This window comes from Pseudomonas chlororaphis subsp. aurantiaca (assembly GCF_013466605.1).
GTDB classification, from domain to species: domain Bacteria; phylum Pseudomonadota; class Gammaproteobacteria; order Pseudomonadales; family Pseudomonadaceae; genus Aquipseudomonas; species Aquipseudomonas chlororaphis_I.
Window position 1 is genome coordinate 5677496 of record NZ_CP059162.1, and the last position, 22026, is coordinate 5699521.

The window sequence follows — 22026 nt, forward strand, 5'->3', positions numbered from 1 at the left end:
CTTCCTGAAAATGCAGTGCTTAGAAGTTCACGCCGAAACTGAGTGCCACGAAGTCACGGTCATCCACGGTGGTGTACTTGCCGTCGAAGAAGTTGGTGTAGGCCAGGCTCGCGGTGTAGGTGTTCTGGTACTCGGCATCCACGCCCAGGCTGATGGCCTTGCGGCCTTCCTCGAAGTTGCCGCCAGGACCAGGCGAGTAACCACTGACGTCATGGGACCAGGCCACGTTCGGCTTGAGGTTCACACCGGCGAACACGTCGTTGTATTCCCAGATGGCACGACCGCGATAACCCCAGGAAGTCGAGGTGGTGAAGCCGTCGTCGTTGCAGTTGCGGCTGCGATTGTTGGTCGCCGCGCCCGCACCTGCGCCGTTGATGGTGCTGGTATTGAGGATTTGCGAGCAGGTGTCCAGGCTGCCGGTGGCAGGCAGTTCGCCCGGCCCATAGACCGGATCGCGGCCGTAACGAACCTTGGAGGTGCTCTCCAGGCCGCCCACGTAGGTCAGGCCGACTTCACCGACCAGGGTCAGGCGGCTGGCACCCATGACCTGATCGAAGAAGTGGGTGAAGGTGGTCTGCAGCTGGGTGATCTCTTTACGGCGATAGCCGTGCAGGTCCTGGCCTGGCACGCCGTCGAGCAGCGAGGCATTGGCCAGGGTCCCGCCCAGGGGACGAACACCGGCGAACAGGATATCGGTGGAGTTCAGCTGCACCGGAGCGTTCGGGCGATAGCTGATCTCACCGCTCCACGCGGTACCGGTAGGCAAGGTGGTGGAGAAGCTCAGGCCGTAGAGGCGGATGTCCTCAGGGTACTCGACGAAGTACTCGGAGCTACCGGCAACCACCAGTGGGCCCAAGGCGCGGAACGCTGGAGGCAAGGCCGCCACGCGATCGAAGACCGACTGCGGAGCACCGGTGGCGCTGAAGATCGGCGCACGGCTGTGGTAGTTCATGAAGTACGCGCCGAACTCGGTGTCGAGCGGCTCGTACATGTACTTGAAGGACACGCCCCACTGCCCGCTGTCCCGTGCATCGCGGTCCGGGCCACGACGTACCAGCACGCCTTCCTGGTTGACGTCGACGCCCGCGGCGGCCAATGGCCCGAGGGCAATCGATGGAATGGTCGAGCGTTTGTTCAGCACGCGCAGGTTGTCGGTGCAACCGTCGGCGATGATGTCCGGCTGGGAGAAGAAGGTGCCGCAATTGTCGACGACGGTCTGGTCCCATTCCAGCTGATAGAAGGCTTCGGCCGAGAGGTTGTCGGTCAGGCTCTGGGAGACGTAGAACATGTTGACCGGGATCAGGCCTTCCTTGATCTCCGCGCCAGGACGGCGGAAAGCGGACACATCGATCGGGTTGATCGAGTTGATGCCGCCGCCGATGAAGGTACTTTCACCCCAGCTCACCACTTGCTTGCCCAGACGCACGGAACCCGGCTGCTCGGCGATCGAGTAGTTGTGGTAGATGAAGGCGTCGAGAATCTGCCCGCCGGAGGACTTGGCGCCTTCCTTGCGATTGCTGTCGCTGATGTCCTTGAACTCGCGGCTTTCGTCCTTGAGCTCGAAGTCATACCAGTACTTGCCACGGACGAAGACGCCGGTGTCGCCGTATTTCAGTTCAAGGTCATGGATGCCCTTGAAGATCTTGGAAAAGGTTTCGCCGCTTTTGAAGTTAGCGTGGCCATCGTCGGAGGTCTGGGACAGGCCATGACCGCCGTTGTTGACACCAATCAGATTCTTGTTGGGGCTCTGGGTAGACCAGCTCGCACCCAGCGATAGAGAAGAGTCGAACTGACCTTCGATTTCACCGATGTTGAAACTGACGCCGAAGGCAGGTCCGGCGAGCGTAGAGGCGAGACTGACGGCCAGAGGCAGTTTCGCCCGGCGCCAGAACTGGTTTACTGATGTCATCGACGCTACTCCATGTGCTTTATTGTTATGGCAGTGAGCACTTTTAAAAACGCTCTGAACGGGCGGAACCCAGTCAGCCCCGAAGTCGTTCAAAGTTGCATCGCCCCGTGTTGTGCGGTTGCTCCGTTCTTAAAAATCCTTGGGCGGACTATAGCCAGCAGGTGGTACGGCTTGATCCCTCTAAAGTGTGATTTGCAGCCTCCAACCACTCTGGAACGGTCCTTTCGCCAGTCCGGCAAATGCCGGCACGGCAAGGATGGCTGAAAATTCGGATTTGACAAGGCAAGCGCTTGCTTGGTGGGCTCTACCGTGCCCTTTCGGGCACGGCAGGAGGTGTTTACAGGGTAGAAAGAAAGGTGCTGTTGTTGGCCTGCCATTCGGTGATGTCGAGGCGGATGCGCTTCTTGTCGAGCTTGCCGACACTGGTCTTGGGAATTTCAGTAACAAGGGCGATCTGACTGGGAATCGCCCACTTGCTCAAGTGCCCCTGTTCGACAAACGGCTTGAGATGCTCCTTGAGCTCCTTGGCCTCGATTGCATGCCCTTCGCGGACCACCAGCAAGGCAAACGGGCGCTCGCCCCACTGCGGATCGGGAATACCCACCACTGCTACTTCGCGTACCGCCGGGTGCCGGCTGATCAGGTCTTCCAAGGCCAGGGACGATACCCACTCGCCTCCGGTCTTGATCACATCCTTGATCCGGTCGCGAATGTCGATCACACCCATGCCGTCGAGGGTCGCCACGTCGCCGGTGTGCAGCCAGCCGCCTTCCCATAGCTCCGCGCCCTTCTGCGGTTCGTTGAAATAGCCTTCGGTCAGCCAGGGTGCGCGCAGCACCAGCTCACCCTGGGTCTCGCCATCGGCCGGCAGGAAGTTGCCGTCGCCATCGACAATCGCCGCCTCCACCAGAGGCCCGGGCACGCCGGCCTTGATCCGGTAGGTGGTGCGCTCATCCTCGGTACCCGCCAGCAGCTCTTCGTTGAGGTGCGCACAGGACACCAGCGGCCCGGTTTCCGACATGCCGTAGGCCGCCGTCAGTTGAATACCCTTGGCCTTGGAGGCCTCGTACAGCGCACGGTTGAGCGCGCTGCCGCCGATGACGATCTTCCAGCCGCCGAAATCCGTGCCCTGGGCCGCCTTGGCATTGAGCAGCATCTGCAGGATGGTCGGCACGCAATGGGAGAAGGTGACCTTTTCCTTGCGCCACAGCTCCACCAGCAGCTCCGGGTCGTAACGGCCGGGATAGACCTGCTTGAGGCCGAGCATGGTCGCCACATAAGGCAGGCCCCAGGCATGCACGTGGAACATCGGGGTAATGGGCATGTACACGTCGCTGGTGCCCAGCAGGCGCACGCTGTCGATGCTGCCCATGATCACCGCCACGCCCATGGTGTGCAGCACCAGCTGGCGGTGGGTGAAGTACACACCCTTCGGGTTGCCCGTGGTGCCCGTGGTGTAGAAGGTGGTGGCCACCGAGTTTTCGTCGAAATCCTCGAAGGCGTACTGGGGGCTGGCCGCCGCCAGAAGCTGCTCGTATTCGCCCACCAGGTTCGGCAGGTCGGCGCTCTTTTCCGGACCGTCGGTCAGCAACAGGGTCTTCTCCACCGTGGTCAGTTGCCCGGCGATCGCCTGGTAGAGCCCGACGAACTCGCTGTTGACCAGCACGAAGCGGTCCTCGGCGTGGTTCATGGTGTACAGGATCTGTTCCGGCGACAGGCGCACGTTGATGGTGTGGATCACCGCGCCGATCATCGGGATGGCGAACATGCACTCCAGGTAGCGATGGCTGTCCCAGTCCATCACCGCCACGGTATCCCCGGCCTTGACCCCGGCAGCCGTCAACACGTTCGCCAGCCTGGCCACGCGCTCGATCAGGGTTGGGTAGCTGTAACGCAGTTTGTCCCGGTAAACGATTTCACGGGTCTTCTCGTAACGGGTGCCGGACATCAGCAGCCGCTTGATCAATAGCGGGTATTGGTAAGCGCCTTCGGCTGGCGGAATAACGCGAGTCTGCAACATAAGCATCCCTTTTCGTGACTGCACGGTCGTGGCTGAAGAACGCTCACTCTAGAGCGCCGCTGGCTCTGCCAAATCAGCCAAAGGAATGATTTGCAGAACCGTACGAATGCTAGCTCCAAGCCAGCATTCGTGCGACCGGGGATTTGCCCGCCTGCCTTCATGGGAAGGCACTTGCACGACCATCAAGCCGTTTGCTCGGCCACCCTTCGCGGGAATAGCTCGGTGCCCCGAATCAGCTCAAGGCGCCAGGCCCATTACGTGGCCCTATGACTTAGCCCCGTGCGCAGGCCCGTGCGGCTGCAACTGCTGTTGCAGGTAGTGGCGCAGGCGTTTTTCCACGTCGCGGTTTTGCGGCCGGGGCAACCCGGCTGGCCATTCGCCACGCGCCAGAGCGCGAATCGGCGCCTGCTGGCTCATGCCCCGGCGCTGGATCTGGCGCAGCCCCTGATCCCACCAGACATGGCGGCAAGCCTCGACATAGGGCGAGATCGGGCCACAGCTGCCATACAGCAGGTCACGCCCGACCTTTTGCATGTCCTTGTTCTGCCGCCTCAAGTAGAACTTGATCCGCGAACGCTGAAACAGCGACGGCAAGGTTTTGCGCCGTGGCACCTCGCGCTGCATGCGCAACAGCTCCGGCCGGAAGGCTTCGCCGTGACGCTGGAAGAACAGCGCCTGCATGGCGTGGAAGAAGTCCTTGTCGGAGAAATAGTGATAGATGCAACTCTTGCTCTCGCCCACGGATTGACCGCGCAAGGCAAATGACAGGGCGATCTGTTCCAGGGTGTGCAGGTCCTTGATGTGCGCGCTCCACTCATCGATCAAGGCAATCGAGGCCTGCATCAACGGACCGTCGCCAGCCGTCAGGCCACAGACCCCGCTGTTGAACAGGCGCTGATCGTCGGGCACCGACTGACCGCTGGCCTGCAGGTAGCGGTCGAGCTTGACGAACTCGGGGCGGGTACGGACTTCGGACCAGAGAAACTCGTCTTCATCGATCAGGTACTGGCCGGGCGCAATGCGCTCGAACAGCCGCTGCGGGTCGGCCTCGAACAAGGTGTCGGTATCGACAAACAGGGTCTTGTCCGCCAGCTCAAGGCCCGCGGCAAACGCACAGGCCTTGCGCCGATGGTAGTAGCCCTGGTCGCCCTGCCACTCGACCAGCGTTTGCGTACTCAACGGCACCACGTGCACCGGCCAGCCGTGGAAATCCTCGGGACGGTCGGTCATGACCCGAATCACCAGCGGCTCGGCACTCTTGCTCTGGTCGAGGGCCGTCAGAATGCTGAATTTCGCTTCATGGCGATAAACCTCTTTGCCGCCATAAACCAGATAGAGCAACTGCTGCGGTACTTTTTGTATCGTCATCAAGCGTCCGGTCTCGCGCGCCCTCCGGCCGGTCAAGGGGCTCGACCGGCCGGAGTGGCATAAAAGCGGACGATTGTACGATTAATCCCAATTAATGATCAGAAATATCTGATAAGAGCCTAAGCGGGAAAGACCGACTCAATGCATCTCGGTAAAGGCCAGCTTCACCCCGATGGCAATCAGCACCGCGCCCATGGTGCGGTCGAACCAGTGGCCCATGCGGGCAAAACCGGCGCGGACTTTCTGCTGGCTGAACAACAGCGCCACCAGGCAGAACCAGGTCGCCGTCGCCGCCGCCAGGTACACGCCGTAACCGGCCTGGATGGCCAGGGGCGTGTGCGGATTGATCACTACGGTGAACAGCGACAGGAAAAACAGCGTCGCTTTCGGGTTCAGGCCGTTGGTCACGAAGCCGGAAGTGAACGCGCCGCGCGCAGTGCGCTCGCCGGCTTCCAGATGCAGGTTCTCGGTAGCGGGCTTGGCCGGCTGCGCCCGCAGGGCCTTGTAGCCGATGTACAGCAGGTAAGCGGCGGCGGCCCATTTCAGCGCGTTGAACAGCACGATCGATTGCGACACGATCAGACCGATCCCCAGCAGCGAATACCCCACGTGCAGGAAGATCGCGGTACCGACGCCCAATGCCGTCCAGGTGCCGGCGCGGCGACCGTGGGTCACGCTTTCGCGTACCACGACGGCGAAATCCGGGCCCGGGCTGGCCACGGCAAGCAGGTGAATAAGGGCAATGGTCAAGAACTCGGCGAGGTACATGGACACTCCTGTGTATCTAATTATTTCATCTGTTAGGCTCGGCAGATTACGCCTTCAGACCCTCGTGCAAAAGGTACAGTTGATGACTAACAATCGCCGCGCCGTCTTCCTCGACCACAGCTCCCTGGACCTCGGCGATCTCGACCTCGGCGCGCTGCACCACAGCTTCGGCGAACTGCAACTGCATGACCGGACCAACCCCGAACAGGTGGTCGAGCGCCTGCTGGGAGCCCAGGTGGCGATCAGCAACAAAGTGCTGCTCAACGCCGAAACCCTGGCCGCCTGCCCCGGGCTGAAACTGATCCTGGTTGCCGCCACCGGCACCAACAATATCGACCTGGCCGCCGCCCGCGCCCAGGGCATTACAGTCGCTAACTGCCAGGGCTACGGCACGCCATCGGTGGCCCAGCACACCCTCATGCTGCTGCTCAACCTCGCCACCCGCTTCGACGATTACCGCCAGGCGGTCAGTGACGGTCGCTGGCAGCAGGCGCGGCAGTTTTGTCTGCTGGACTTCCCGATCGTCGAGCTGCAAGGCAAGACCCTGGGCCTGCTGGGCCATGGCGAGCTGGGTGGCGCCGTCGCCCGCCTGGCCGAAGCCTTCGGCATGCGCGTGCTGCTGGGGCAGATTCCCGGTCGTCCGGCCCGTCCTGATCGTTTACCGCTGGATGAACTGCTGCCGCAAGTCGATGCGCTGACCTTGCATTGCCCGCTCAACGAACACACCCGGCACTTTATCGGCGCCCGGGAGCTGGCCCTGCTCAAGCCCCAGGCCTTCGTGGTCAACACCGCCCGTGGCGGCCTGATCGACGAGCAGGCACTGGCCGACGCCCTGCGCCGCGGTCACCTGGGCGGAGCGGCCACCGACGTGTTGAGCGTGGAGCCGCCAACCACCGGCAACCCGCTGCTGACCCACGACATCCCGCGACTGATCGTGACCCCACACAACGCCTGGGGCAGCCGCGAAGCCCGGCAGCGCATCGTCGGCCAGCTGGCGGAAAACGCCCAGGCGTTTTTCAGCGGTACAGCGCTGCGGGTCGTCAGTTGATAAACTGCGCCACTTTTTTCCCAGGAGCAGATTATGGATCCGCGCAGTGAAGTACTGCTTCGTCAGGCTGACTTGTTTCAAGGCTCGCTGCTGTTGGCCGGCCTGCCCGCCGATGACCTGCTCGGCCGCCTGCCGGCCGCCCATGGCTGGTGCTGGCATGCTGGCGACCAGGCCGCGCTGGATGCGCGTTTCGCCGGACGCAGCCACTTCGGCGTGACCGCCCCCGAGCAAGACTTTGCCAACGCCGTGCTGTTCCTGCCCAAGTCCAAGGAACTGACCGACTACCTGCTCAACGCCCTCGCCTCGCGCCTGGCCGGGCGCGAGCTGTACCTGGTCGGGGAAAAACGCAGCGGCATCGAACGCGCGGCCAAGCAGCTCAACCCCTTCGGCAAACCGCGCAAGCTCGACAGCGCGCGACACTGCCAGCTGTGGCAAGTGACGGTCGACAACGCGCCGCAAGCCGTCAGCCTGGAAAGCCTGGCCCAGGAATATGAATTGCCGCTGGCCGAAGGGCCACTGAAAGTGGTCAGCCTGCCGGGGGTGTTCAGCCATGGTCGCCTGGATCGCGGCAGCGCCTTGTTGCTGGAACACCTGGACAAGCTGCCCAGCGGCCACCTGCTGGATTTCGGTTGCGGCGCCGGGGTTCTGGGCGCGGCGATCAAGCGTCGCTACCCGCATAACAGCGTGACCCTGCTCGACGTCGACGCCTTCGCCGCTGCCAGCAGTCGCCTGACCCTGGCCGCCAATGGCCTGGAAGCCGAGGTCCTGACCGGTGACGGCATCGATGCCGCGCCCATGGGCTTGAACACCATCCTGACCAATCCACCGTTCCATGTCGGGGTCCACACGGACTATCAGGCAACGGAGAACCTGCTGCGAAAAGCAGCCAAACATCTGAAAACCGGTGGCGAACTCCGGCTGGTAGCCAACAGCTTCCTGCGTTACCAACCGCTGATCGAAGAGCATCTCGGCCCTTGTTCGATCAAGGCCGAAGGCCAGGGTTTTCGCATCTACAGCGCCAGGCGCGGCTGAAAACCTTTTTGCAAAAGAACGCTTGCCGAATGGATTCTGCCTAGGCAGAATCCGCTCCGTCCTAGGGGAGTAGTCTCCCGCGAGCGCCACGCTCGCCCGGCATGCGTCAACATACTTGATCTTCAGATCATGGCGCATGCGACCCAAGAGTCCGCACAGACGGACCGCTGGGTTTGACAAGACCTATGGCACGCACACCTTACCCGGGGCGGGAAGGCTGTACGTGTCATAGCCGTGTCGACCCGCCCCTTAGGAATGCCCTGATGCTGGATTCTCTACTGGTTCCCACAGCGATCGTTGCCTTGGCCGAAATCGGCGACAAGACGCAACTGCTTGCCCTCATTCTCGCCGCGCGCTTTCGCAAACCCTGGCCGATCATCGCCGGCATCGTCGCCGCGACCCTGGCCAACCATGCGGCAGCCGGTGCGGTAGGCGCCTGGTTCGGCAGCTTCTTCTCGGATGCGACCTTGCACTGGATCCTCGCCGCGAGCTTTACCGCGACCGCGCTCTGGACCCTGGTGCCAGACAAGATGGACGACGACGAAGCCAGCACCGCCCGCAAGTTCGGCCCCTTCCTGACCACGCTGATCGCGTTCTTCCTCGCTGAAATCGGCGACAAGACCCAGATCGCCACCGTCATGCTCGCGGCGCAATACCCGGAACTGTGGCTGGTGATCATCGGCACCACCGCCGGCATGCTGATCGCCAACGTCCCGGTGGTACTGGCCGGCAACTTCGCGGCGGAGAAACTGCCCCTGACCCTGATCCGTCGCCTCGCGGCCTCGGCGTTCTTCATCCTGGCCATTGTCGCGGTGTACAAGGCCATGCAAAGCAGCGGCTGGTTGTAAGCGCACCATCAGCAGTCATGCCTCCAGGCAAACCTGCGAGCACAAAAAAGCCCCGAACCGGTCGGGGCTTTTTTTGCAGGGGGCCGGCTTGTTCACGGCACTGTCGTCAACAACGACGCCAGACGATCAGGGCCTCTTGGCCTGCTGGTACAACGGCATCACCTTCGGAATCGCCGCTTCCAACGAGGAAATACGACTGCCGGACGCCGGGTGAGTACTGAGGAACTCGGGTGGCGCACCTTCCGAAGCCTTGCTCATCTTGTTCCACAAGGTAATGGCCGCGTTCGGGTTGTATCCGGCGCGGGCCGCCAGTTCCAGGCCGATCAGGTCGGCTTCGTTTTCATTGCCGCGGCTGTTGGGCAGAGTCATCAACAGATTGACCCCGTTGTCGCCCACGGCGACCGCTTCCTGCGGCGCGCCGGCGATCAGGGCGATCTGCTTCAGCGCGCTGACACCGTAGGCCTTGGACATCGCTTCACGACCGTGCTCGCGCAAGGCGTGGGCGATTTCATGGCCCATGACCGCGGCGATTTCATCGTCGGTCAGTTGCAGCTTGTCGATCAGGCCGCTGTAGAAAATGATCTTGCCGCCAGGGCCGCAGTTGGCGTTGAGCTCATCGCTCTTGATCAGGTTGACTTCCCAGTTCCACTGCGCGGAATCCGGGCGGAAAACCGGGGCCTGGGCAATCAGCCGGTTGGCGATCGCCTGGATGCGTTTGGCATTGGCGCTGGACTTGTCCAGCACGTTCTTGCTGCTCGCTTCGCCGATCTTCTGCTGATAGGACTGCGCGTAGGACTGGTTGACCTCATCGCTCGACAGCATGCTGAACATGTACTGCTTGCGATCGACGCCGACAGCGCCACCGCTGGTGGTGTTGACCGACTGGCAACCCGACAGCAGCAACGCGGCAGCCAGTGCACCCAAAACCTGTTTCTTGCTCATGAAAACGCTCCCTGAAAACATGGCGCGTATCCTAGGCCCAGTTGTGTATCGACGCCAGATACAACGGACGTGTAGCACGCTGTTTTCAGATACGGCGCCGTAGGAAAAAATTCACAGAACCTTCCCCTCCGCGCCCGACAACGGCCGGCAGCTGCCAATTTGCGACATGCCAGCCTACAAGACAGCCATTTTTCCGATCCTCGCTCATGGTCGGCGGGGGCCTTGCCGATACAGCGGGGCAGACGTCATTCCTGCGTCCGGAGCCCTTATGAAATTCAAGTCGATCCAGTTTTCCGTGGCCGCCCTGGCCGGTGCCATCGTCCTCAGCGTGGTCGTTGCCTTGGTGCTGTACGCTCTGTTCGCCGGCGCCCGGACCCAGGAGATGGTGCAGCAGCGAACCCAGGCTCAATTCGAGCAAGTCATCGAACAGCGGCTGGTCGGGCTGGCACAGACCCAGGTCAGCCAGATCCAGCGTGAACTCGAGGCGCCCCTGCTGATCGCCGGCGGGCTGGTGCGGGTCAACGCGCTGATCGGCAGCAAGGGCGCGGATGGCAATCCACAGCTCAATCTCGCCCGCGAACAGCTGATCAGCCTGATCAAGGAAAACGTCGCGCAGAATCCGAAGATTCTCGGTGCTTATATAGGCTGGGAAAAGAACGCCATCGACCATAACGACAGCGCCTATGTCGACACCAAGGTGGTAGGTATCGATGCCAGCAACGGGCGTTTCCTGCCGTGGTGGTTCCGCAACGAAGACGGCAGCCTGGGCCTGGACAAACTGGTGGACGTGGACGACCAGAAAGTCCTGTCCACCGGCGTACGCGCCAGCGAGTACTACCTGTGCTCCAAGGAAAGCAAGAAATCCTGCGTGATCGATCCGGCGCCGTACAAGGTCGGCGACAAGATCGTCATGCTCGCCTCCTTTATTCAACCCATCCTGCTCGACGGGACCTTCCAGGGCATCGTCGGCGCCGACCTGTCGGTGAACTTCATCCAGGACATGCTCCTGGGCGCCAACCAGAAGCTCTACAACGGCGTGGGCGAAATGGCCCTGATCGGTGGCAATGGCCGGCTGGTGGCCTACACCAAGGACCCGAGCAAGTTCGGCGAAAAGGTCAGCGACATTCTCGACAGCGAAGAAGTCGCCAAGCTGGGCAACCTCAAGCGCGGCGCAGTGAACTACAACGTCGATCAGGCCAACGGGCGGATCGAGCTGTACCTGCCGTTCGGTATTGGTCAGACCGACGCCCGCTGGACCCTGATGCTGCAACTGCCGCTGGACGCCGTCATGGCCGACCTGCAGAAACTGCAGAACGACCTGGCCGAACAGCGCCAGGCCGACACCTTCGGCATGGCCATGGTCGGCCTGATCATCGCCGGCCTCGGCCTGCTGGTGATCTGGCTGGTGGGCCACGGCATTGCCCGTCCGCTCAAGCAGATGGTGGCCATGCTCGACGATATCGCCCAGGGCGAAGGTGACCTGACCCGCCGCCTGAGCAGCGACCGCGCCGACGAACTGGGCTCGATCGCCAAGGGCTTCAATACCTTCCTGGCCAAGCTGCAGGCGATGATCAGCCAGGTGGTGACCTCGGTGCAGAGCGTCAGCGACTCCTCCGAACACACCGCCGATATCGCCATTCGCACCAACCAGGGCGTGCACAAGCAAATGGCCGAGATCGACCAGGTGGCCACCGCGGTGCACGAGATGACCGCCACCGCCCAGGACGTGGCCCGTAACGCGACCCAGGCCGCGCAAGCCGCCAACCATGCCGACCAGGCCGCCAGCCAGGGCATGCGGATCGTGCGCGACACCTCGACCGCCATTGGCGCCCTGGCCGTGGAAATCGGCAGGGCGGTGGGCGTCGTGCAGACCCTGGCCAAGGACAGCGAGAACATCAACGCGATCCTGATCGCCATTCGCGGTATCGCCGAGCAGACCAACCTGTTGGCCCTCAACGCCGCCATCGAAGCCGCCCGCGCCGGCGAACAAGGCCGCGGCTTTGCCGTGGTGGCCGACGAAGTGCGCAACCTGGCGCAGAAGACCCAGCAGGCGACCGAAGAAATCCAGTCGATGATCCAGCAGCTGCAGCAAGGCACCCGCGATGTGGTGCGAGTCATGGAAGACAGCCAGAACCGCACCGACGCAAGCGTGCAGCACGCGACGAAAGCGGCCGAGGCCCTGGAAACCATCACTCAGGCGGTGTCGGTGATCAACGACATGAACACCCAGATCGCCAGCGCCGCCGAAGAGCAGAGCGCCGTCGCCGAGGACATCAACCGCAACGTGATCAATATCGGCCAGGTGGCCAACGAAGTGGCGAGCGGCGCCGACGAGTCCAGCGCGGCCAGCGCCGGCCTGACCAAGCTGGCCGAGCAGCAGCGGCGCCTGATCAATCAGTTCAAGGTGTAAGCCACTGCGACCGGCCGCAAAGCGGCGTGGCCCGTACGAACGCTCAAGGTCCTGCGGACCTTGCGCAGCCTTCGGCAGCGGCTACAGGGATTGCGGCGCGACTCAAGAGCCCGGCACGGACTCTGTAGCCGCTGCCGCAGGCTACGATCGAGCTGGGCGGCACTCCGTGCGAAGTGCTCGCTGATTCAGGCCACACGATTCCGGATTGGAGCCACAGGGATGGCGTCAACCCGGGGTCAGGCATTCCGGGGCATTGAGCTTGGGATCGTTCACCAGGTTGGCCAGCACCCGCTCGCGCAAGGCGGCCGGTGGGCTGGCCAGCAAGGCCTGCAGCACCGGCAATGGCGTCTCGGGGTCGAGCCAGGCTTCCTGGCCCCGGGCATCGAGGATCAATGGCCGACGCTGACTGGCCGCCGGCTGGGTGACCACCGCGGTGCTCAGCCAGACCTGTTCCTGCACCGGATAGGCTTCCCAGATCGCCGCGAAGAACAGCGACGAGCCCTCCCCTGGCGTCAGCCAGTACGGGCGTTTACGGGTGCCGCCGCGCCATTCGTAAAAACCGTTGGCCGGCAGCAGGCAGCGGCGCTGGCGAAAGGCTTCACGGAACATCGGCTGTTCGGCCAGGGTTTCGGCACGCGCATGGGCCGGGGTGCGCGACAGATCGGTCAGCCAGGGCGGCGTCAGGCCCCAGCGAGCGCGGGCGAGATTGCGCTGGCCGTCGCTGCTGCGCAGGATCAGCACCGAATCGTTGGGCGAAATATTCCACTGCGCCTGCTGATCCGCGGGAAATCCGGGCAAGGCGGCAAACGCTTGGTTCCAGCGAAACAGGGCATAACGTCCACACATGGGGCAAACAACTCTCGGAAAATCGGCGGCCAGCCTAACAGATCAGCACGCCGGCATGATTGGCCGGCTCGTCGCCGGGCATTGGCAGCGCGGCATTGTACGCGGCGATCAGCTCCCGGGCGTATTGCGCCTGGTCGTTATCCACCGCCAGCCCGAGCAGGCCGAACATTGGCAACTCCCCGGTACCGCCGAGCAAATCCCGCCCCACCAGATGCGCCTCGATCCCCTCGCTGGCCAGCATGCCCTGGAGCAATTCCCCTTCCAGCAGGTTTTCCGGTTCGTAGATTCGCTGCATATAACCCCCGTCACTCGTTTTCGCTGCGCACCTCGAGCATCCATTCCTGACCGTCGGTCTGCAGGCTGAACACAATGGGCCGGCAACAGACCGGACAATCCTCGATGTACTGCTGATCGCCGCCGGACAGGTCCAGCACGGCCTCGGCCTCTTCACCGCAGTAGGGACATTGATAGTGCTCGGTTTCCAGCATCGCGGCCTCCGGAGTGACTTGTGCGTATAATCGCCGGTCTATTTGCAGGGCTATTGAGATCTGAGCTTACTTTTCAGACCGCGCCCGGCTATTTTTCGATCCAAACCTTTTTCTTACCTAGCCGTTTCCAACAAGAGAGCATGATGGGCGAATTCGATGCCATCCGACCTTACGACGACAGTGAAGTACCAGCGGTGCTGGCTCGACTGCTCGGCGACAAGGCGTTTCTAGATATCCTCACCCACTTCCGCTTCCCGCGCTTTGCCGGCGCTTTCGGCTGGCTGCTCAAACCCCTTATAGCTCATCGGCTGCGTCGTGAGTTCGCCGCGGTCACTTCGGTGGCGACCCTGCAGGACAAGGTCGAGTTCTACGTCGACCACACCATCGAGCGGGCCACCGACGGCGTGACCTACACCGGTGTCGAGCAATTCAAGTCCGGCAGCGCCTACCTGTTCATCGCCAACCACCGCGACATCGTGATGGACCCGGCCTTCGTCAATTACGCGGTGTACCACGCCGGATTGCCGACCCCGCGCATCGCCATCGGCGACAACCTGCTGCAGAAGCCCTTCGTCAGCGACCTGATGCGCCTGAACAAGAGCTTCATCGTGCACCGTTCGATCACCGGTCGCCGGGAAAAGATGGCCGCCTACCAGCTGCTGTCGGCCTACATCAACCACTCGATCCGCAACGATTGCGCGTCGATCTGGATCGCCCAGGCCGAAGGCCGGGCCAAGGACGGCGACGACCGTACCGAGTCGGCGATCCTCAAGATGTTCCACATGAGCCGCAAGGACGAGCCGTTCGGCGAGGTCATCCAGTCGCTGAACCTGACCCCGGTGTCGATCAGCTACGAATACGATCCTTGCGATCAGGCCAAGGCCCGCGAGCTGTACATCCGCGCCACCACCGGCAGCTATACCAAGGCTCCGGGCGAGGACGACATCAGCATCGCCAAGGGCATCACCGGCTATAAAGGTCGGGTCCACGTGAACTTCGCCGCGCCGATCAGCGAGTTGTTCGAGGACACCAAGCAATTGGCGGTGGAGATGGACCGGCAGATCCTCGGCGGTTACCGCCTGTTCCCGGTGCACTACCTGGCCTACGCCCAGTGGAGCGAGGCCGATCCGGAGCTGCAGGTTCCGAGCGCGGCCCAGGTGTTCCCGGCGGACGAATTGGCCAAGGCCCAGGAAGAGTGGCAACGGCGCCTGGACGCCTGCCCGGAGGAACATCGCCCGTACCTGGTGCTGCAATATGCGACGCCGGTGCGCAATCAGTATCGGGTCAAGGCGGGACTGGCCTTGCCATAACGCTCCCCGCACACGACAACGGCGCCAGAAGGCGCCGTTGTCGTTTGTGCACTGTAGGGTAATCGCGAATCGGTCAGAACCGCGTGCTGATCCAGGACACCAGCAACGCCAGCCCCAGGCAGGCAAAACCGAAGCGGTAGAAGAACCGGTTCATGCGCAAGGTCGCATCGTCCAGCCCCTGCGCCGGCATCTCCTGGGAGCGGGATTGGCCCCGGGCGGCCAGATTGGCCAGCGCGCGCTGTTCGCGACGTCGGGTGGCGTGCAACAACCAGCTACCGGGAAAGGCGAACAGCAAGGCAAGAATATTGATCAGCTTGGCGGGGTGGGCGCTGAACAGCGACCAGATCAGTTGCAGCGACATCACGAACCTCGAATGAAACCGGATAACGAGCCCTGGCGGCTCGCGGCGCGGATTTTACCCAAAGGCCCACTTTCTGCCTGGGTTTTCCGACAGACAACAACCCGCTGGCCGGTTAATTCACCCTGTCATACGTTCGTCATACAAACAGGCCAGTCTGGCGCCCCTCGAAACCGACACGGAGCTTGTCATGCTGCACGCAGAAAACCAGGATCGCCTCTACCTGATCGCCCCCAGCGACGAACAGGAAGCCTTGGTCGGTGGCCTGGCCTTCAACGTCCAGGACCGCCACTGGCTGGTGTATTGCGCCCTCGGCGGGCACCAGCATGCCGACCTGCCGGAAACCGATCTGCTGACAGGGGTCAGCGTGCTGGATTTTTACGTCGAGGCGGCGTGACTTCTGGCCTGACAGGAATCAACAGGAAATAAAAAAGCCCGGTGTCCAATGGAACCGGGCTTTTTTGTGTACGGAGCTCAAGGCGTCAAGCAAGGCCTTTCGGGCCTTATCGTCCGAACGCGACCCGAGCCTGCGGCAGCGGCTACAGGCTCACATCATTCGCCGAGGATCTGGCCGATGCTCGGGTCCTTGAACAGCCGGGTCAAGGCATCGCTGAGTACGTCGCTGACCAGCTTGGTATTGGTTTCCTGGTTCGGCGCCATGCCGAAACGCTGGTCCAGGGACGCGCCGTAACGACCGCTGTAGCGGCGGTTGGCGTTCTGCACATCGGAGCGGAAGGTCGCGCCGATGGTAGCCTCAGTCACGTACAGGCCTTCCTTGGGCGACTGATACTTCAGCTCGACCAGGGTCACGGTCAGTTGCGGAGCGTTCAGCGCGTTGGCGGTCGGGGTAAAGCCCAGCAGGCGTACCGCGGCTTCGGTCTGGGCCTGCAGCTTCGGCAGGATCTGCGCGCCCTGGACGGTAATCGCGCTGGTTTCAGGGTAAAGCCCGCCACGGGTACCCAGGGTCGGCGACGGACGGCCGTCGACCACTTTCACCACCACCGGCTGGCCATGGCCGACCGGCGCGAGCTGAGTGGTGAGCTTCGGTTCCGGGCTGAGTTGTTGCGGGCTATGGGCGCAACCAGCCAGCGTCAAACTGGTCACAGTGATCAAACCGAACAACAGGCGTTGCAACATGCTCATTTCTCCAGAAATCAGGCACAGACAGGCGCGCAGTATAGCGGGGGTCTGCGGCCGCTAACCAGCGGCCCGGCGCGAGTCAGTCAGCTCTCATACAGGTTCGGTACCAGGCGCTTGCTGTAACCTCCCCGTCACGAGCGTTACATGGCCATGTAACGCCCGGGCGGCATTCTTCATCGCAACTGCCCAACAGGTACATCGCCATGCATTTCCTCTGGTCCTTGTTCGCTCCGCGCCAGAAATACCGCAGCTTCGCCAAGCTCGACCCACAGGGCCGGTGCCAGGCGTTCAAGCACTGCAAAGTGCCGCCAATGGGCGATGGCTGGGTGGAAATCGAGGAAATCCGTCTCAACTGGTTGCACCAGCCGCTCCCCGCCAGCGCCCGTGTCAGCCCACGCGTTGCCCGCGCCCGGGTGCAACCGATGATGGCTACCTGACCAAAAGCCTAATAAAAGTCATTAAACAGGATCATTTCTGCGCGTTTCTTCGTTACAATCTCCCCCCGATTATAAGGACGTCTCCTGATCGGGCCTCGCAGCATCGCTGATGCATCAGCATCAGCTCCCCCGCATTGCCCACAGAGAGCCGCCCACACAGATCGAGTGAAGCCGGCGTGCTTGCTGTTCATCCTGCAAACCACCGCTTTTCGCGCATCTGCAGAGCTGCCATTGCTCGGCCACTGAGCTGTTCGCCCGTTAATGCCACGTGTTCCATGTCGGCATTCACCCCTCGGGCCGGTGCCAGGCTTGGACAGCCCTTTTTTGAGGTTCACGTCTTCAAAAGAGCGTGAAAAAACGGGTTTTCACAACTTCACAAGAGTGTGGCGAGCAAATGAATAGTTTTGCGTCTGTACTGGCACCATTAGCGTCTACAACAGCCCGATTACACAGGACCGAGCACGCCTCAGATACTTGCGCTTGAAGCCTGTCCGCTACGGATTTGGTTGCACAAACGGACTCTTGACCATAAGTCGAATTGCCCGCCCTGCCCTGAAATGCGTTCATACGCGGATCAGGCCTGGTTGGTAGCGTCCGTCGAAGTTGCGAAAAATTGCGAAGATTCGGACATGGCGATCCTGGCCATGAGTGACCTGGGGCATAACGTGAACCGCCCCCTACTCCTGGCAGCTATGCCGTCAATTTGGTGCTGCAGATTTTGGAGACGCGTTAATGGCGCATAACGAAGCAGTAGACGTCGTATTGGTTGGGGCCGGCATCATGAGTGCCACCCTCGCTGTACTGCTCAAAGAACTCGACCCCGCGATCAAGCTGGAAGTCGTCGAGCTGATGGATTCGGGTGCCGCGGAAAGTTCCAACCCGTGGAACAACGCCGGTACCGGCCATGCCGGCCTTTGTGAGCTGAACTACACGCCACAGGCCGCCGACGGTTCTATCGATATCAAGAAAGCCGTGCACATCAACACCCAGTTCGAGGTGTCAAAGCAGTTCTGGTCCTACCTGACCAAGAAAGGCACCTTCGGCTCGTCCAAGTCCTTTATCAGCCCGGTGCCGCACCTGAGCTTCGTCCAGGGCGAGAGCGGCGTGTCCTTCCTGAAGAAGCGCTATGAAGTGCTGAGCAAGCACCACGCTTTCGCGGACATGGAATACACCGAGGACAAGGCCAAGATGGCCGAGTGGATGCCGCTGATGATGCCAGGCCGCCCGGCTGACGAAGTCATCGCCGCCACCCGCGTGATCAATGGTACCGACGTCAACTTCGGCGCCCTGACCAACCAGTTGCTCAAGCACTTGACCAGCGCACCCGATGCCCAGGTCAAGTACTGCAAGCGCGTGACCGGTCTGAAACGCAACAAGGACAACGGCTGGACCGTGAGCATCAAGGACGTCAACAGCGGCAACAGCCGCGACGTCGATGCCAAGTTCGTGTTCCTCGGCGCCGGCGGCGCGGCGCTGCCGCTGCTGCAGGCTTCGGGCATCGAGGAGAGCAAAGGCTTCGGTGGCTTCCCGGTCAGCGGCCAGTGGCTGCGTTGCGACAACCCGGAAGTGGTCAAGCGGCACCAGGCCAAGGTCTACAGCCAGGCGGCCGTGGGTTCGCCACCAATGTCCGTGCCGCACCTGGACACCCGTGTGGTCGATGGCAAGAAGTCCCTGCTGTTCGGACCTTACGCCGGCTTCACCACCAAGTTCCTCAAGCACGGTTCTTTCATGGACCTGCCGATGTCGGTTCGCGCCGGCAACATCGGCCCGATGCTGGCGGTGGCTCGCGACAACATGGACCTGACCAAGTACCTGGTCAGCGAAGTGATGCAGTCCATGGAGCAGCGCCTGGAATCCCTGCGTCGCTTCTACCCTGAAGCCAAGGCCGAAGACTGGCGCCTGGAAGTGGCCGGCCAGCGGGTGCAGATCATCAAGAAAGATCCGAAGAAAGGCGGCGTGCTGCAGTTCGGCACCGAGCTGGTCGCAGCCAAGGACGGCTCTCTCGCTGCCCTGCTTGGCGCTTCGCCAGGCGCTTCGGTGACCGTCTCGATCATGCTCGAACTGATCGAGCGCTGCTTCCCGGCCAAGGCGGCTGGCGAGTGGGCCAGCAAGCTCAAGGAAATCTTCCCGGCCCGTGAAAAGGCCCTGGAAACCGACGCAGCGCTGTATCGCAAGATCAACAGCGAGAACAACGTCAGCCTGGAGCTGGTCGAGCAGAGCAGCGAAGCCGAAAGCTACGCTTAAGCCGCGCCCATGAAAAACGCCCCGCTCTCTTGAAGAACGGGGCGTTTTTTATGGCTGCTTTAAAGACAACCACTTCCGGGGCGACGCGCTTTCAGCCGCGGGCTTTTTCGATCAGTTCGATGTAATCGGCGGCATTGCGCTGGTCCTGGATCAGGGCCACGAAGTCCCTGCCGTGTTCGTCCTTGCCGTCCAGGTCGTAGCCGGCCTCGACGAAGAACACCAGGAAACGCTCGAAATCGTCGATACGCAGGCCACGATAGGCCTTGATCAGCTTGTGCAGGGACGGCGAAGTGGCGTCGGCCGGCTCGAAATCGAGGAACAGTTTGATCTGCGCATCGCCGATCTCGTCACCAATCACTTGTTTCTTATCTTTACGCATTGCCGACTCCAGCTCGCAGACATTTCACGGGGCAGGCAGTTTACCCCCAGGCCGCGTCGGGCCTCAACGCGAGCGTACCGCGCCGGTGTGCAGGTCGGCCCAGATGTGGCCGTTGGCATAGCTGAGGAACTGGCAATACACCGTGTCGTTGCGCAGCAGGTCCATCACCACCCGATACTGGGCCAGCGGGTAGAACAGGGTGAGGGTCTTGGTCTTGTCGTCGAACTGCGGTTTTTTCAGGCTTTTGCTCTCGCCGTCGAAATTCACCAGCACCTGGCTGATGGTCGCGCCCTTGTTCAGCGGCTTGCCCTTGAGGCGGACCAGCAGCGGCGAGGTCACCGGGATCGGTTGCTGGTTGGATTGGCGCTGGCTGCCGATGACCACCGAGTACTCAGTGACCTGCAACAACTGTTGCTGCTCGGGAGCGGCATCACGCAGGGTCAGGTCATCGGGGGGCAGGAACTGCGCGTGCATGGGCGCCGGGGCGGCGGCCAGGGGCAGGCTCAGGATCAGAACAAAGGCCGCGCAACTGCGAATCAAAAGGCTCATGACAGGCTCCGGACACAAGGCCTGGCACTCTAGCATGGGTCAGCGCAGATTTTTGCAGGCGCGGCTACAGCTCAAGCGCGAGGATGGCGCTCAGTCGAACTGGGCGCGCATCCAGGCCTGGTACTCGGCCACGCCCGACTCACCTTCGCGGGGCGCCCAAGCAGCCAGCTCACCTTCGCCGACCGGACGATAAGGCCCGGCCTTGCATTCGAACATCAGGCTATCGGGCTCAAGCACCACCAGGCCGTGGTAGACGCCGACCGGCAGGTCGACGCCCATGCAATCCCCACCCGCCTGCAGCACACGCTTGCCCAGCACCTGACCGGCATCGTCGAAAACCAGCAGGCCCAGGCGCCCCTTGAGCACCAGCAGGGTCTCGGCCTTGTCGTCGCTCAGGTGGCGATGGGGCGGGATGTAGGTGGATGGCTGCAGCCCCACCGCCATGCGGTGACAAGGCTCTTGCATCTGATGGAAGTTGTGATGGTGGCGACCACGGGGGCTGGCCGAGGCTTTTTCGGCCAGTTCGGCAAACAGCGACTGATCCAGAAAGCTCGGCCCGTTCATGATTTACATGCCCTTGACGGCAAAGATGCCGGCAGCGTTGCGCCAGTAACCCTTGTAGTCCATGCCGTAACCGAAGATGTAGCGGTCCACGCATGGCAGGCCAACGTAATCGGCTTTCAGGTCGGGACGGGCCTTGCGGTCGTGGTCCTTGTCGATCAGCACGGCGGTGTGCACCGCGCGGGCACCGGCGTGTTTGCAGAAGTCGATGATCGCGCCCAGGGTATGACCTTCGTCGAGGATGTCGTCGATGATCAGCACATCACGGTCGATGAAGGACACTTCCGGCTTGGATTTCCAGAACAGCTCGCCGCCGCTGGTTTCGTTGCGATAGCGGGTGGCGTGCAGGTAGGAAGCTTCCAGCGGGAATTTGAGGTGGGTCAGCAGCTTGCCGGAGAAGATCAGGCCACCGTTCATCACGCAGAAAACCACCGGATTGCGTTCCGCCAGTTGTTCATTGATTTGTGCACCGACTCGGGCAATGGCCGCCTCGACCTCAGCTTCGGTGTACAGGCAGTCAGCCTCGCGCATGATTTGACGGATATGCTCGAGATCAGCGGACATGGCGCTCTCCAGGGGGTGGCAGTTTCGGAAAAGCGAGCAAAGGTACGCATCCGGCCCGGTCGAATCAAGCGTTTCTGGACTAACGTACTTAGATGTCTATAGGACAACACCCCCGGATAGATTAATCTAGGCCGTTTTTTTTGCCCGCCGCCGGAGCCTTTCCCTATGCCCATCCGTGAGATCCGCCATCCGCTGATCCGACACAAACTTGGCCTTATGCGCCGCGCCGACATTAGCACGAAGAACTTCCGCGAGCTCGCTCAGGAAGTCGGTGCCCTGCTGACGTACGAAGCCACCAAAGACCTGCCGCTCGAATCCTATGAGATTCCAGGTTGGTGCGGCCCTGTCCAGGTCGAGAAGATCGCCGGCAAGAAGATTACCGTGGTGCCTATCCTGCGCGCCGGTATCGGCATGCTCGAAGGCGTGCTCAGCCTGATCCCGGGCGCCAAGGTCAGCGCCGTGGGCGTGGCCCGCAACGAGGAAACCCTGCAGGCGCACACTTACCTGGAAAAACTGGTTCCGGAAATCGACGAACGCCTGGCCATGATCATCGACCCGATGCTCGCCACCGGCAGCTCCATGGTCGCGACCATCGACCTGTTGAAAAAGGCCGGCTGCAAGGACATCCGCGCCATGGTGCTGGTCGCCGCTCCCGAAGGCATCGAAGCCGTCGAGAAAGCTCACCCGGACGTGACCATCTACACCGCTTCCATCGATCAGAAACTCAACGAGCACGGCTACATCATCCCGGGCCTGGGCGATGCCGGCGACAAGATCTTCGGCACCAAGCAGAAGGACGCCTGAG

23 protein-coding genes, 1 pseudogene and 1 riboswitch are annotated in these 22026 nt (G+C 62.0%); of the genes and pseudogenes, 10 read left to right on the forward strand and 14 right to left on the reverse strand.

All coding sequences use genetic code 11. The annotated features are described in order from the left end of the window. Positions 1-19: 19 nt before the first annotated feature. From H0I86_RS25885 to H0I86_RS25900, 4 genes are all read right to left on the reverse strand, one after another. On the reverse strand, positions 20-1909 hold the full coding sequence (locus tag H0I86_RS25885) for a DUF1302 domain-containing protein (protein WP_180922667.1): 1890 nt from the start codon (positions 1907-1909) through the stop codon (positions 20-22). 337 nt (positions 1910-2246) lie between these two features. Beyond that, a complete protein-coding gene (locus tag H0I86_RS25890; RefSeq protein WP_180922668.1) occupies positions 2247-3929 on the reverse strand; it encodes a fatty acid--CoA ligase in 1683 nt (560 codons plus the stop codon). A 264-nt stretch (positions 3930-4193) separates the two neighbouring features. Next, positions 4194-5297 carry a hypothetical protein gene (locus H0I86_RS25895; protein ID WP_180922669.1) on the reverse strand — a complete coding sequence of 368 codons (1104 nt, stop codon included), beginning with the start codon at positions 5295-5297 and terminating at the stop codon, positions 4194-4196. A 138-nt stretch (positions 5298-5435) separates the two neighbouring features. Next, entirely contained in the window at positions 5436-6065 is a 630-nt protein-coding gene (locus tag H0I86_RS25900; RefSeq protein WP_180922670.1) for a LysE family translocator, read from the reverse strand. An 82-nt stretch (positions 6066-6147) separates the two neighbouring features. Here H0I86_RS25900 and H0I86_RS25905 point away from each other — a divergent pair, with 82 nt between their 5' ends. The 3 genes from H0I86_RS25905 (at position 6148) to H0I86_RS25915 (ending at position 8993) form a co-directional block, all read left to right on the forward strand. Further along, on the forward strand, positions 6148-7113 hold the full coding sequence (locus H0I86_RS25905) for a 2-hydroxyacid dehydrogenase (RefSeq protein ID WP_180922671.1): 966 nt from the start codon (positions 6148-6150) through the stop codon (positions 7111-7113). A 33-nt stretch (positions 7114-7146) separates the two neighbouring features. Then, on the forward strand, positions 7147-8145 hold the full coding sequence (locus tag H0I86_RS25910) for a methyltransferase (protein ID WP_180922672.1): 999 nt from the start codon (positions 7147-7149) through the stop codon (positions 8143-8145). Positions 8146-8196: 51 nt separating this feature from the next. After that, positions 8197-8320, forward strand: a riboswitch (yybP-ykoY riboswitch). 88 nt (positions 8321-8408) lie between these two features. Next, complete coding sequence (locus H0I86_RS25915) at positions 8409-8993, forward strand: TMEM165/GDT1 family protein (RefSeq protein ID WP_009045541.1); 585 nt, start codon at positions 8409-8411, stop codon at positions 8991-8993. Between the two features lie 126 nt (positions 8994-9119). On the opposite strand, the gene H0I86_RS25920 is transcribed toward H0I86_RS25915, so the two are convergent. Continuing rightward, entirely contained in the window at positions 9120-9935 is an 816-nt protein-coding gene (locus H0I86_RS25920) for a M48 family metallopeptidase (protein WP_038575914.1), read from the reverse strand. Between the two features lie 1447 nt (positions 9936-11382). On the opposite strand from H0I86_RS25920, the pseudogene H0I86_RS32595 reads away from it, so the two are divergent. Both H0I86_RS32595 and H0I86_RS32600 read left to right on the forward strand, forming a co-directional pair. Continuing rightward, positions 11383-11442, forward strand: a pseudogene (locus H0I86_RS32595) (hypothetical protein); the annotation flags it as partial. A 198-nt stretch (positions 11443-11640) separates the two neighbouring features. Then, positions 11641-12345 carry a methyl-accepting chemotaxis protein gene (locus tag H0I86_RS32600; protein ID WP_373369437.1) on the forward strand — a complete coding sequence of 235 codons (705 nt, stop codon included), beginning with the start codon at positions 11641-11643 and terminating at the stop codon, positions 12343-12345. Between the two features lie 225 nt (positions 12346-12570). Here the strand turns inward: H0I86_RS32600 and H0I86_RS25930 are convergent, their stop codons facing one another. From H0I86_RS25930 to H0I86_RS25940, 3 genes are read right to left on the reverse strand one after another with little or no spacing between them, the layout of a single operon-like run. Continuing rightward, entirely contained in the window at positions 12571-13191 is a 621-nt protein-coding gene (locus tag H0I86_RS25930; protein ID WP_180922674.1) for an SOS response-associated peptidase, read from the reverse strand. Positions 13192-13225: 34 nt separating this feature from the next. Continuing rightward, positions 13226-13486, reverse strand: coding sequence for a putative signal transducing protein (locus H0I86_RS25935; protein ID WP_124322243.1), 261 nt, complete (start codon positions 13484-13486; stop codon positions 13226-13228). A 10-nt stretch (positions 13487-13496) separates the two neighbouring features. Next, on the reverse strand, positions 13497-13679 hold the full coding sequence (locus H0I86_RS25940) for a CPXCG motif-containing cysteine-rich protein (RefSeq protein ID WP_180922675.1): 183 nt from the start codon (positions 13677-13679) through the stop codon (positions 13497-13499). A gap of 140 nt (positions 13680-13819) precedes the next feature. Here H0I86_RS25940 and H0I86_RS25945 point away from each other — a divergent pair, with 140 nt between their 5' ends. Beyond that, complete coding sequence (locus H0I86_RS25945; RefSeq protein ID WP_180922676.1) at positions 13820-14989, forward strand: 1-acyl-sn-glycerol-3-phosphate acyltransferase; 1170 nt, start codon at positions 13820-13822, stop codon at positions 14987-14989. A gap of 73 nt (positions 14990-15062) precedes the next feature. On the opposite strand, the gene H0I86_RS25950 is transcribed toward H0I86_RS25945, so the two are convergent. Continuing rightward, on the reverse strand, positions 15063-15350 hold the full coding sequence (locus tag H0I86_RS25950; RefSeq protein ID WP_180922677.1) for a hypothetical protein: 288 nt from the start codon (positions 15348-15350) through the stop codon (positions 15063-15065). Between the two features lie 187 nt (positions 15351-15537). Here H0I86_RS25950 and H0I86_RS25955 point away from each other — a divergent pair, with 187 nt between their 5' ends. Then, positions 15538-15744 (forward strand): hypothetical protein, encoded by a 207-nt coding sequence (locus tag H0I86_RS25955; protein ID WP_009050770.1) that lies wholly within the window; start codon positions 15538-15540, stop codon positions 15742-15744. A 155-nt stretch (positions 15745-15899) separates the two neighbouring features. On the opposite strand, the gene H0I86_RS25960 is transcribed toward H0I86_RS25955, so the two are convergent. Then, positions 15900-16484 carry a YajG family lipoprotein gene (locus H0I86_RS25960; RefSeq protein ID WP_180922678.1) on the reverse strand — a complete coding sequence of 195 codons (585 nt, stop codon included), beginning with the start codon at positions 16482-16484 and terminating at the stop codon, positions 15900-15902. 206 nt (positions 16485-16690) lie between these two features. Here H0I86_RS25960 and H0I86_RS25965 point away from each other — a divergent pair, with 206 nt between their 5' ends. Continuing rightward, positions 16691-16924, forward strand: coding sequence for a hypothetical protein (locus tag H0I86_RS25965; protein WP_180922679.1), 234 nt, complete (start codon positions 16691-16693; stop codon positions 16922-16924). A 732-nt stretch (positions 16925-17656) separates the two neighbouring features. Next, entirely contained in the window at positions 17657-19168 is a 1512-nt protein-coding gene (mqo, locus tag H0I86_RS25970) for a malate dehydrogenase (quinone) (protein WP_180922680.1), read from the forward strand. A gap of 91 nt (positions 19169-19259) precedes the next feature. Here the strand turns inward: mqo and H0I86_RS25975 are convergent, their stop codons facing one another. From H0I86_RS25975 to H0I86_RS25990, 4 genes are all read right to left on the reverse strand, one after another. Next, the gene (locus tag H0I86_RS25975; RefSeq protein WP_180922681.1) at positions 19260-19547 is read right to left on the reverse strand and encodes a PA4642 family protein; all 288 of its coding nucleotides are present in this window, start codon (positions 19545-19547) and stop codon (positions 19260-19262) included. A 63-nt stretch (positions 19548-19610) separates the two neighbouring features. Continuing rightward, the gene (locus tag H0I86_RS25980) at positions 19611-20096 is read right to left on the reverse strand and encodes a hypothetical protein (protein WP_028683374.1); all 486 of its coding nucleotides are present in this window, start codon (positions 20094-20096) and stop codon (positions 19611-19613) included. Positions 20097-20186: 90 nt separating this feature from the next. Then, entirely contained in the window at positions 20187-20660 is a 474-nt protein-coding gene (locus tag H0I86_RS25985) for a WbuC family cupin fold metalloprotein (RefSeq protein WP_180922682.1), read from the reverse strand. Between the two features lie 3 nt (positions 20661-20663). After that, the gene (locus H0I86_RS25990; RefSeq protein WP_007928381.1) at positions 20664-21221 is read right to left on the reverse strand and encodes a hypoxanthine-guanine phosphoribosyltransferase; all 558 of its coding nucleotides are present in this window, start codon (positions 21219-21221) and stop codon (positions 20664-20666) included. A gap of 165 nt (positions 21222-21386) precedes the next feature. On the opposite strand from H0I86_RS25990, the gene upp reads away from it, so the two are divergent. Beyond that, entirely contained in the window at positions 21387-22025 is a 639-nt protein-coding gene (upp, locus tag H0I86_RS25995; RefSeq protein WP_007928379.1) for a uracil phosphoribosyltransferase, read from the forward strand. Position 22026 lies beyond the last annotated feature (1 nt).

Excerpts from the sequence above, each read along its gene's own strand:
- H0I86_RS32600 (WP_373369437.1), top strand. The coding sequence starts at position 11,641 with ATGACCGCCACCGCCCAGGACGTGGCCCGTAACGCGACCCAGGCCGCG.
- H0I86_RS25890 (WP_180922668.1), bottom strand. The coding sequence starts at position 3,929 with ATGTTGCAGACTCGCGTTATTCCGCCAGCCGAAGGCGCTTACCAATAC.
- H0I86_RS25940 (WP_180922675.1), bottom strand. The coding sequence starts at position 13,679 with ATGCTGGAAACCGAGCACTATCAATGTCCCTACTGCGGTGAAGAGGCC.
- H0I86_RS25930 (WP_180922674.1), bottom strand. The coding sequence starts at position 13,191 with ATGTGTGGACGTTATGCCCTGTTTCGCTGGAACCAAGCGTTTGCCGCC.
- H0I86_RS25975 (WP_180922681.1), bottom strand. The coding sequence starts at position 19,547 with ATGCGTAAAGATAAGAAACAAGTGATTGGTGACGAGATCGGCGATGCG.
- H0I86_RS25885 (WP_180922667.1), bottom strand. The coding sequence starts at position 1,909 with ATGACATCAGTAAACCAGTTCTGGCGCCGGGCGAAACTGCCTCTGGCC.
- H0I86_RS25985 (WP_180922682.1), bottom strand. The coding sequence starts at position 20,660 with ATGAACGGGCCGAGCTTTCTGGATCAGTCGCTGTTTGCCGAACTGGCC.
- H0I86_RS25965 (WP_180922679.1), top strand. The coding sequence starts at position 16,691 with ATGCATTTCCTCTGGTCCTTGTTCGCTCCGCGCCAGAAATACCGCAGC.
- H0I86_RS25915 (WP_009045541.1), top strand. The coding sequence starts at position 8,409 with ATGCTGGATTCTCTACTGGTTCCCACAGCGATCGTTGCCTTGGCCGAA.
- mqo (WP_180922680.1), top strand. The coding sequence starts at position 17,657 with ATGGCGCATAACGAAGCAGTAGACGTCGTATTGGTTGGGGCCGGCATC.
- H0I86_RS25910 (WP_180922672.1), top strand. The coding sequence starts at position 7,147 with ATGGATCCGCGCAGTGAAGTACTGCTTCGTCAGGCTGACTTGTTTCAA.
- H0I86_RS25935 (WP_124322243.1), bottom strand. The coding sequence starts at position 13,486 with ATGCAGCGAATCTACGAACCGGAAAACCTGCTGGAAGGGGAATTGCTC.
- H0I86_RS25945 (WP_180922676.1), top strand. The coding sequence starts at position 13,820 with ATGATGGGCGAATTCGATGCCATCCGACCTTACGACGACAGTGAAGTA.
- H0I86_RS25950 (WP_180922677.1), bottom strand. The coding sequence starts at position 15,350 with ATGTCGCTGCAACTGATCTGGTCGCTGTTCAGCGCCCACCCCGCCAAG.
- H0I86_RS25895 (WP_180922669.1), bottom strand. The coding sequence starts at position 5,297 with ATGACGATACAAAAAGTACCGCAGCAGTTGCTCTATCTGGTTTATGGC.
- H0I86_RS25980 (WP_028683374.1), bottom strand. The coding sequence starts at position 20,096 with ATGAGCCTTTTGATTCGCAGTTGCGCGGCCTTTGTTCTGATCCTGAGC.
- H0I86_RS25905 (WP_180922671.1), top strand. The coding sequence starts at position 6,148 with ATGACTAACAATCGCCGCGCCGTCTTCCTCGACCACAGCTCCCTGGAC.
- H0I86_RS25955 (WP_009050770.1), top strand. The coding sequence starts at position 15,538 with ATGCTGCACGCAGAAAACCAGGATCGCCTCTACCTGATCGCCCCCAGC.
- upp (WP_007928379.1), top strand. The coding sequence starts at position 21,387 with ATGCCCATCCGTGAGATCCGCCATCCGCTGATCCGACACAAACTTGGC.
- H0I86_RS25990 (WP_007928381.1), bottom strand. The coding sequence starts at position 21,221 with ATGTCCGCTGATCTCGAGCATATCCGTCAAATCATGCGCGAGGCTGAC.
- H0I86_RS25920 (WP_038575914.1), bottom strand. The coding sequence starts at position 9,935 with ATGAGCAAGAAACAGGTTTTGGGTGCACTGGCTGCCGCGTTGCTGCTG.
- H0I86_RS25900 (WP_180922670.1), bottom strand. The coding sequence starts at position 6,065 with ATGTACCTCGCCGAGTTCTTGACCATTGCCCTTATTCACCTGCTTGCC.
- H0I86_RS25960 (WP_180922678.1), bottom strand. The coding sequence starts at position 16,484 with ATGTTGCAACGCCTGTTGTTCGGTTTGATCACTGTGACCAGTTTGACG.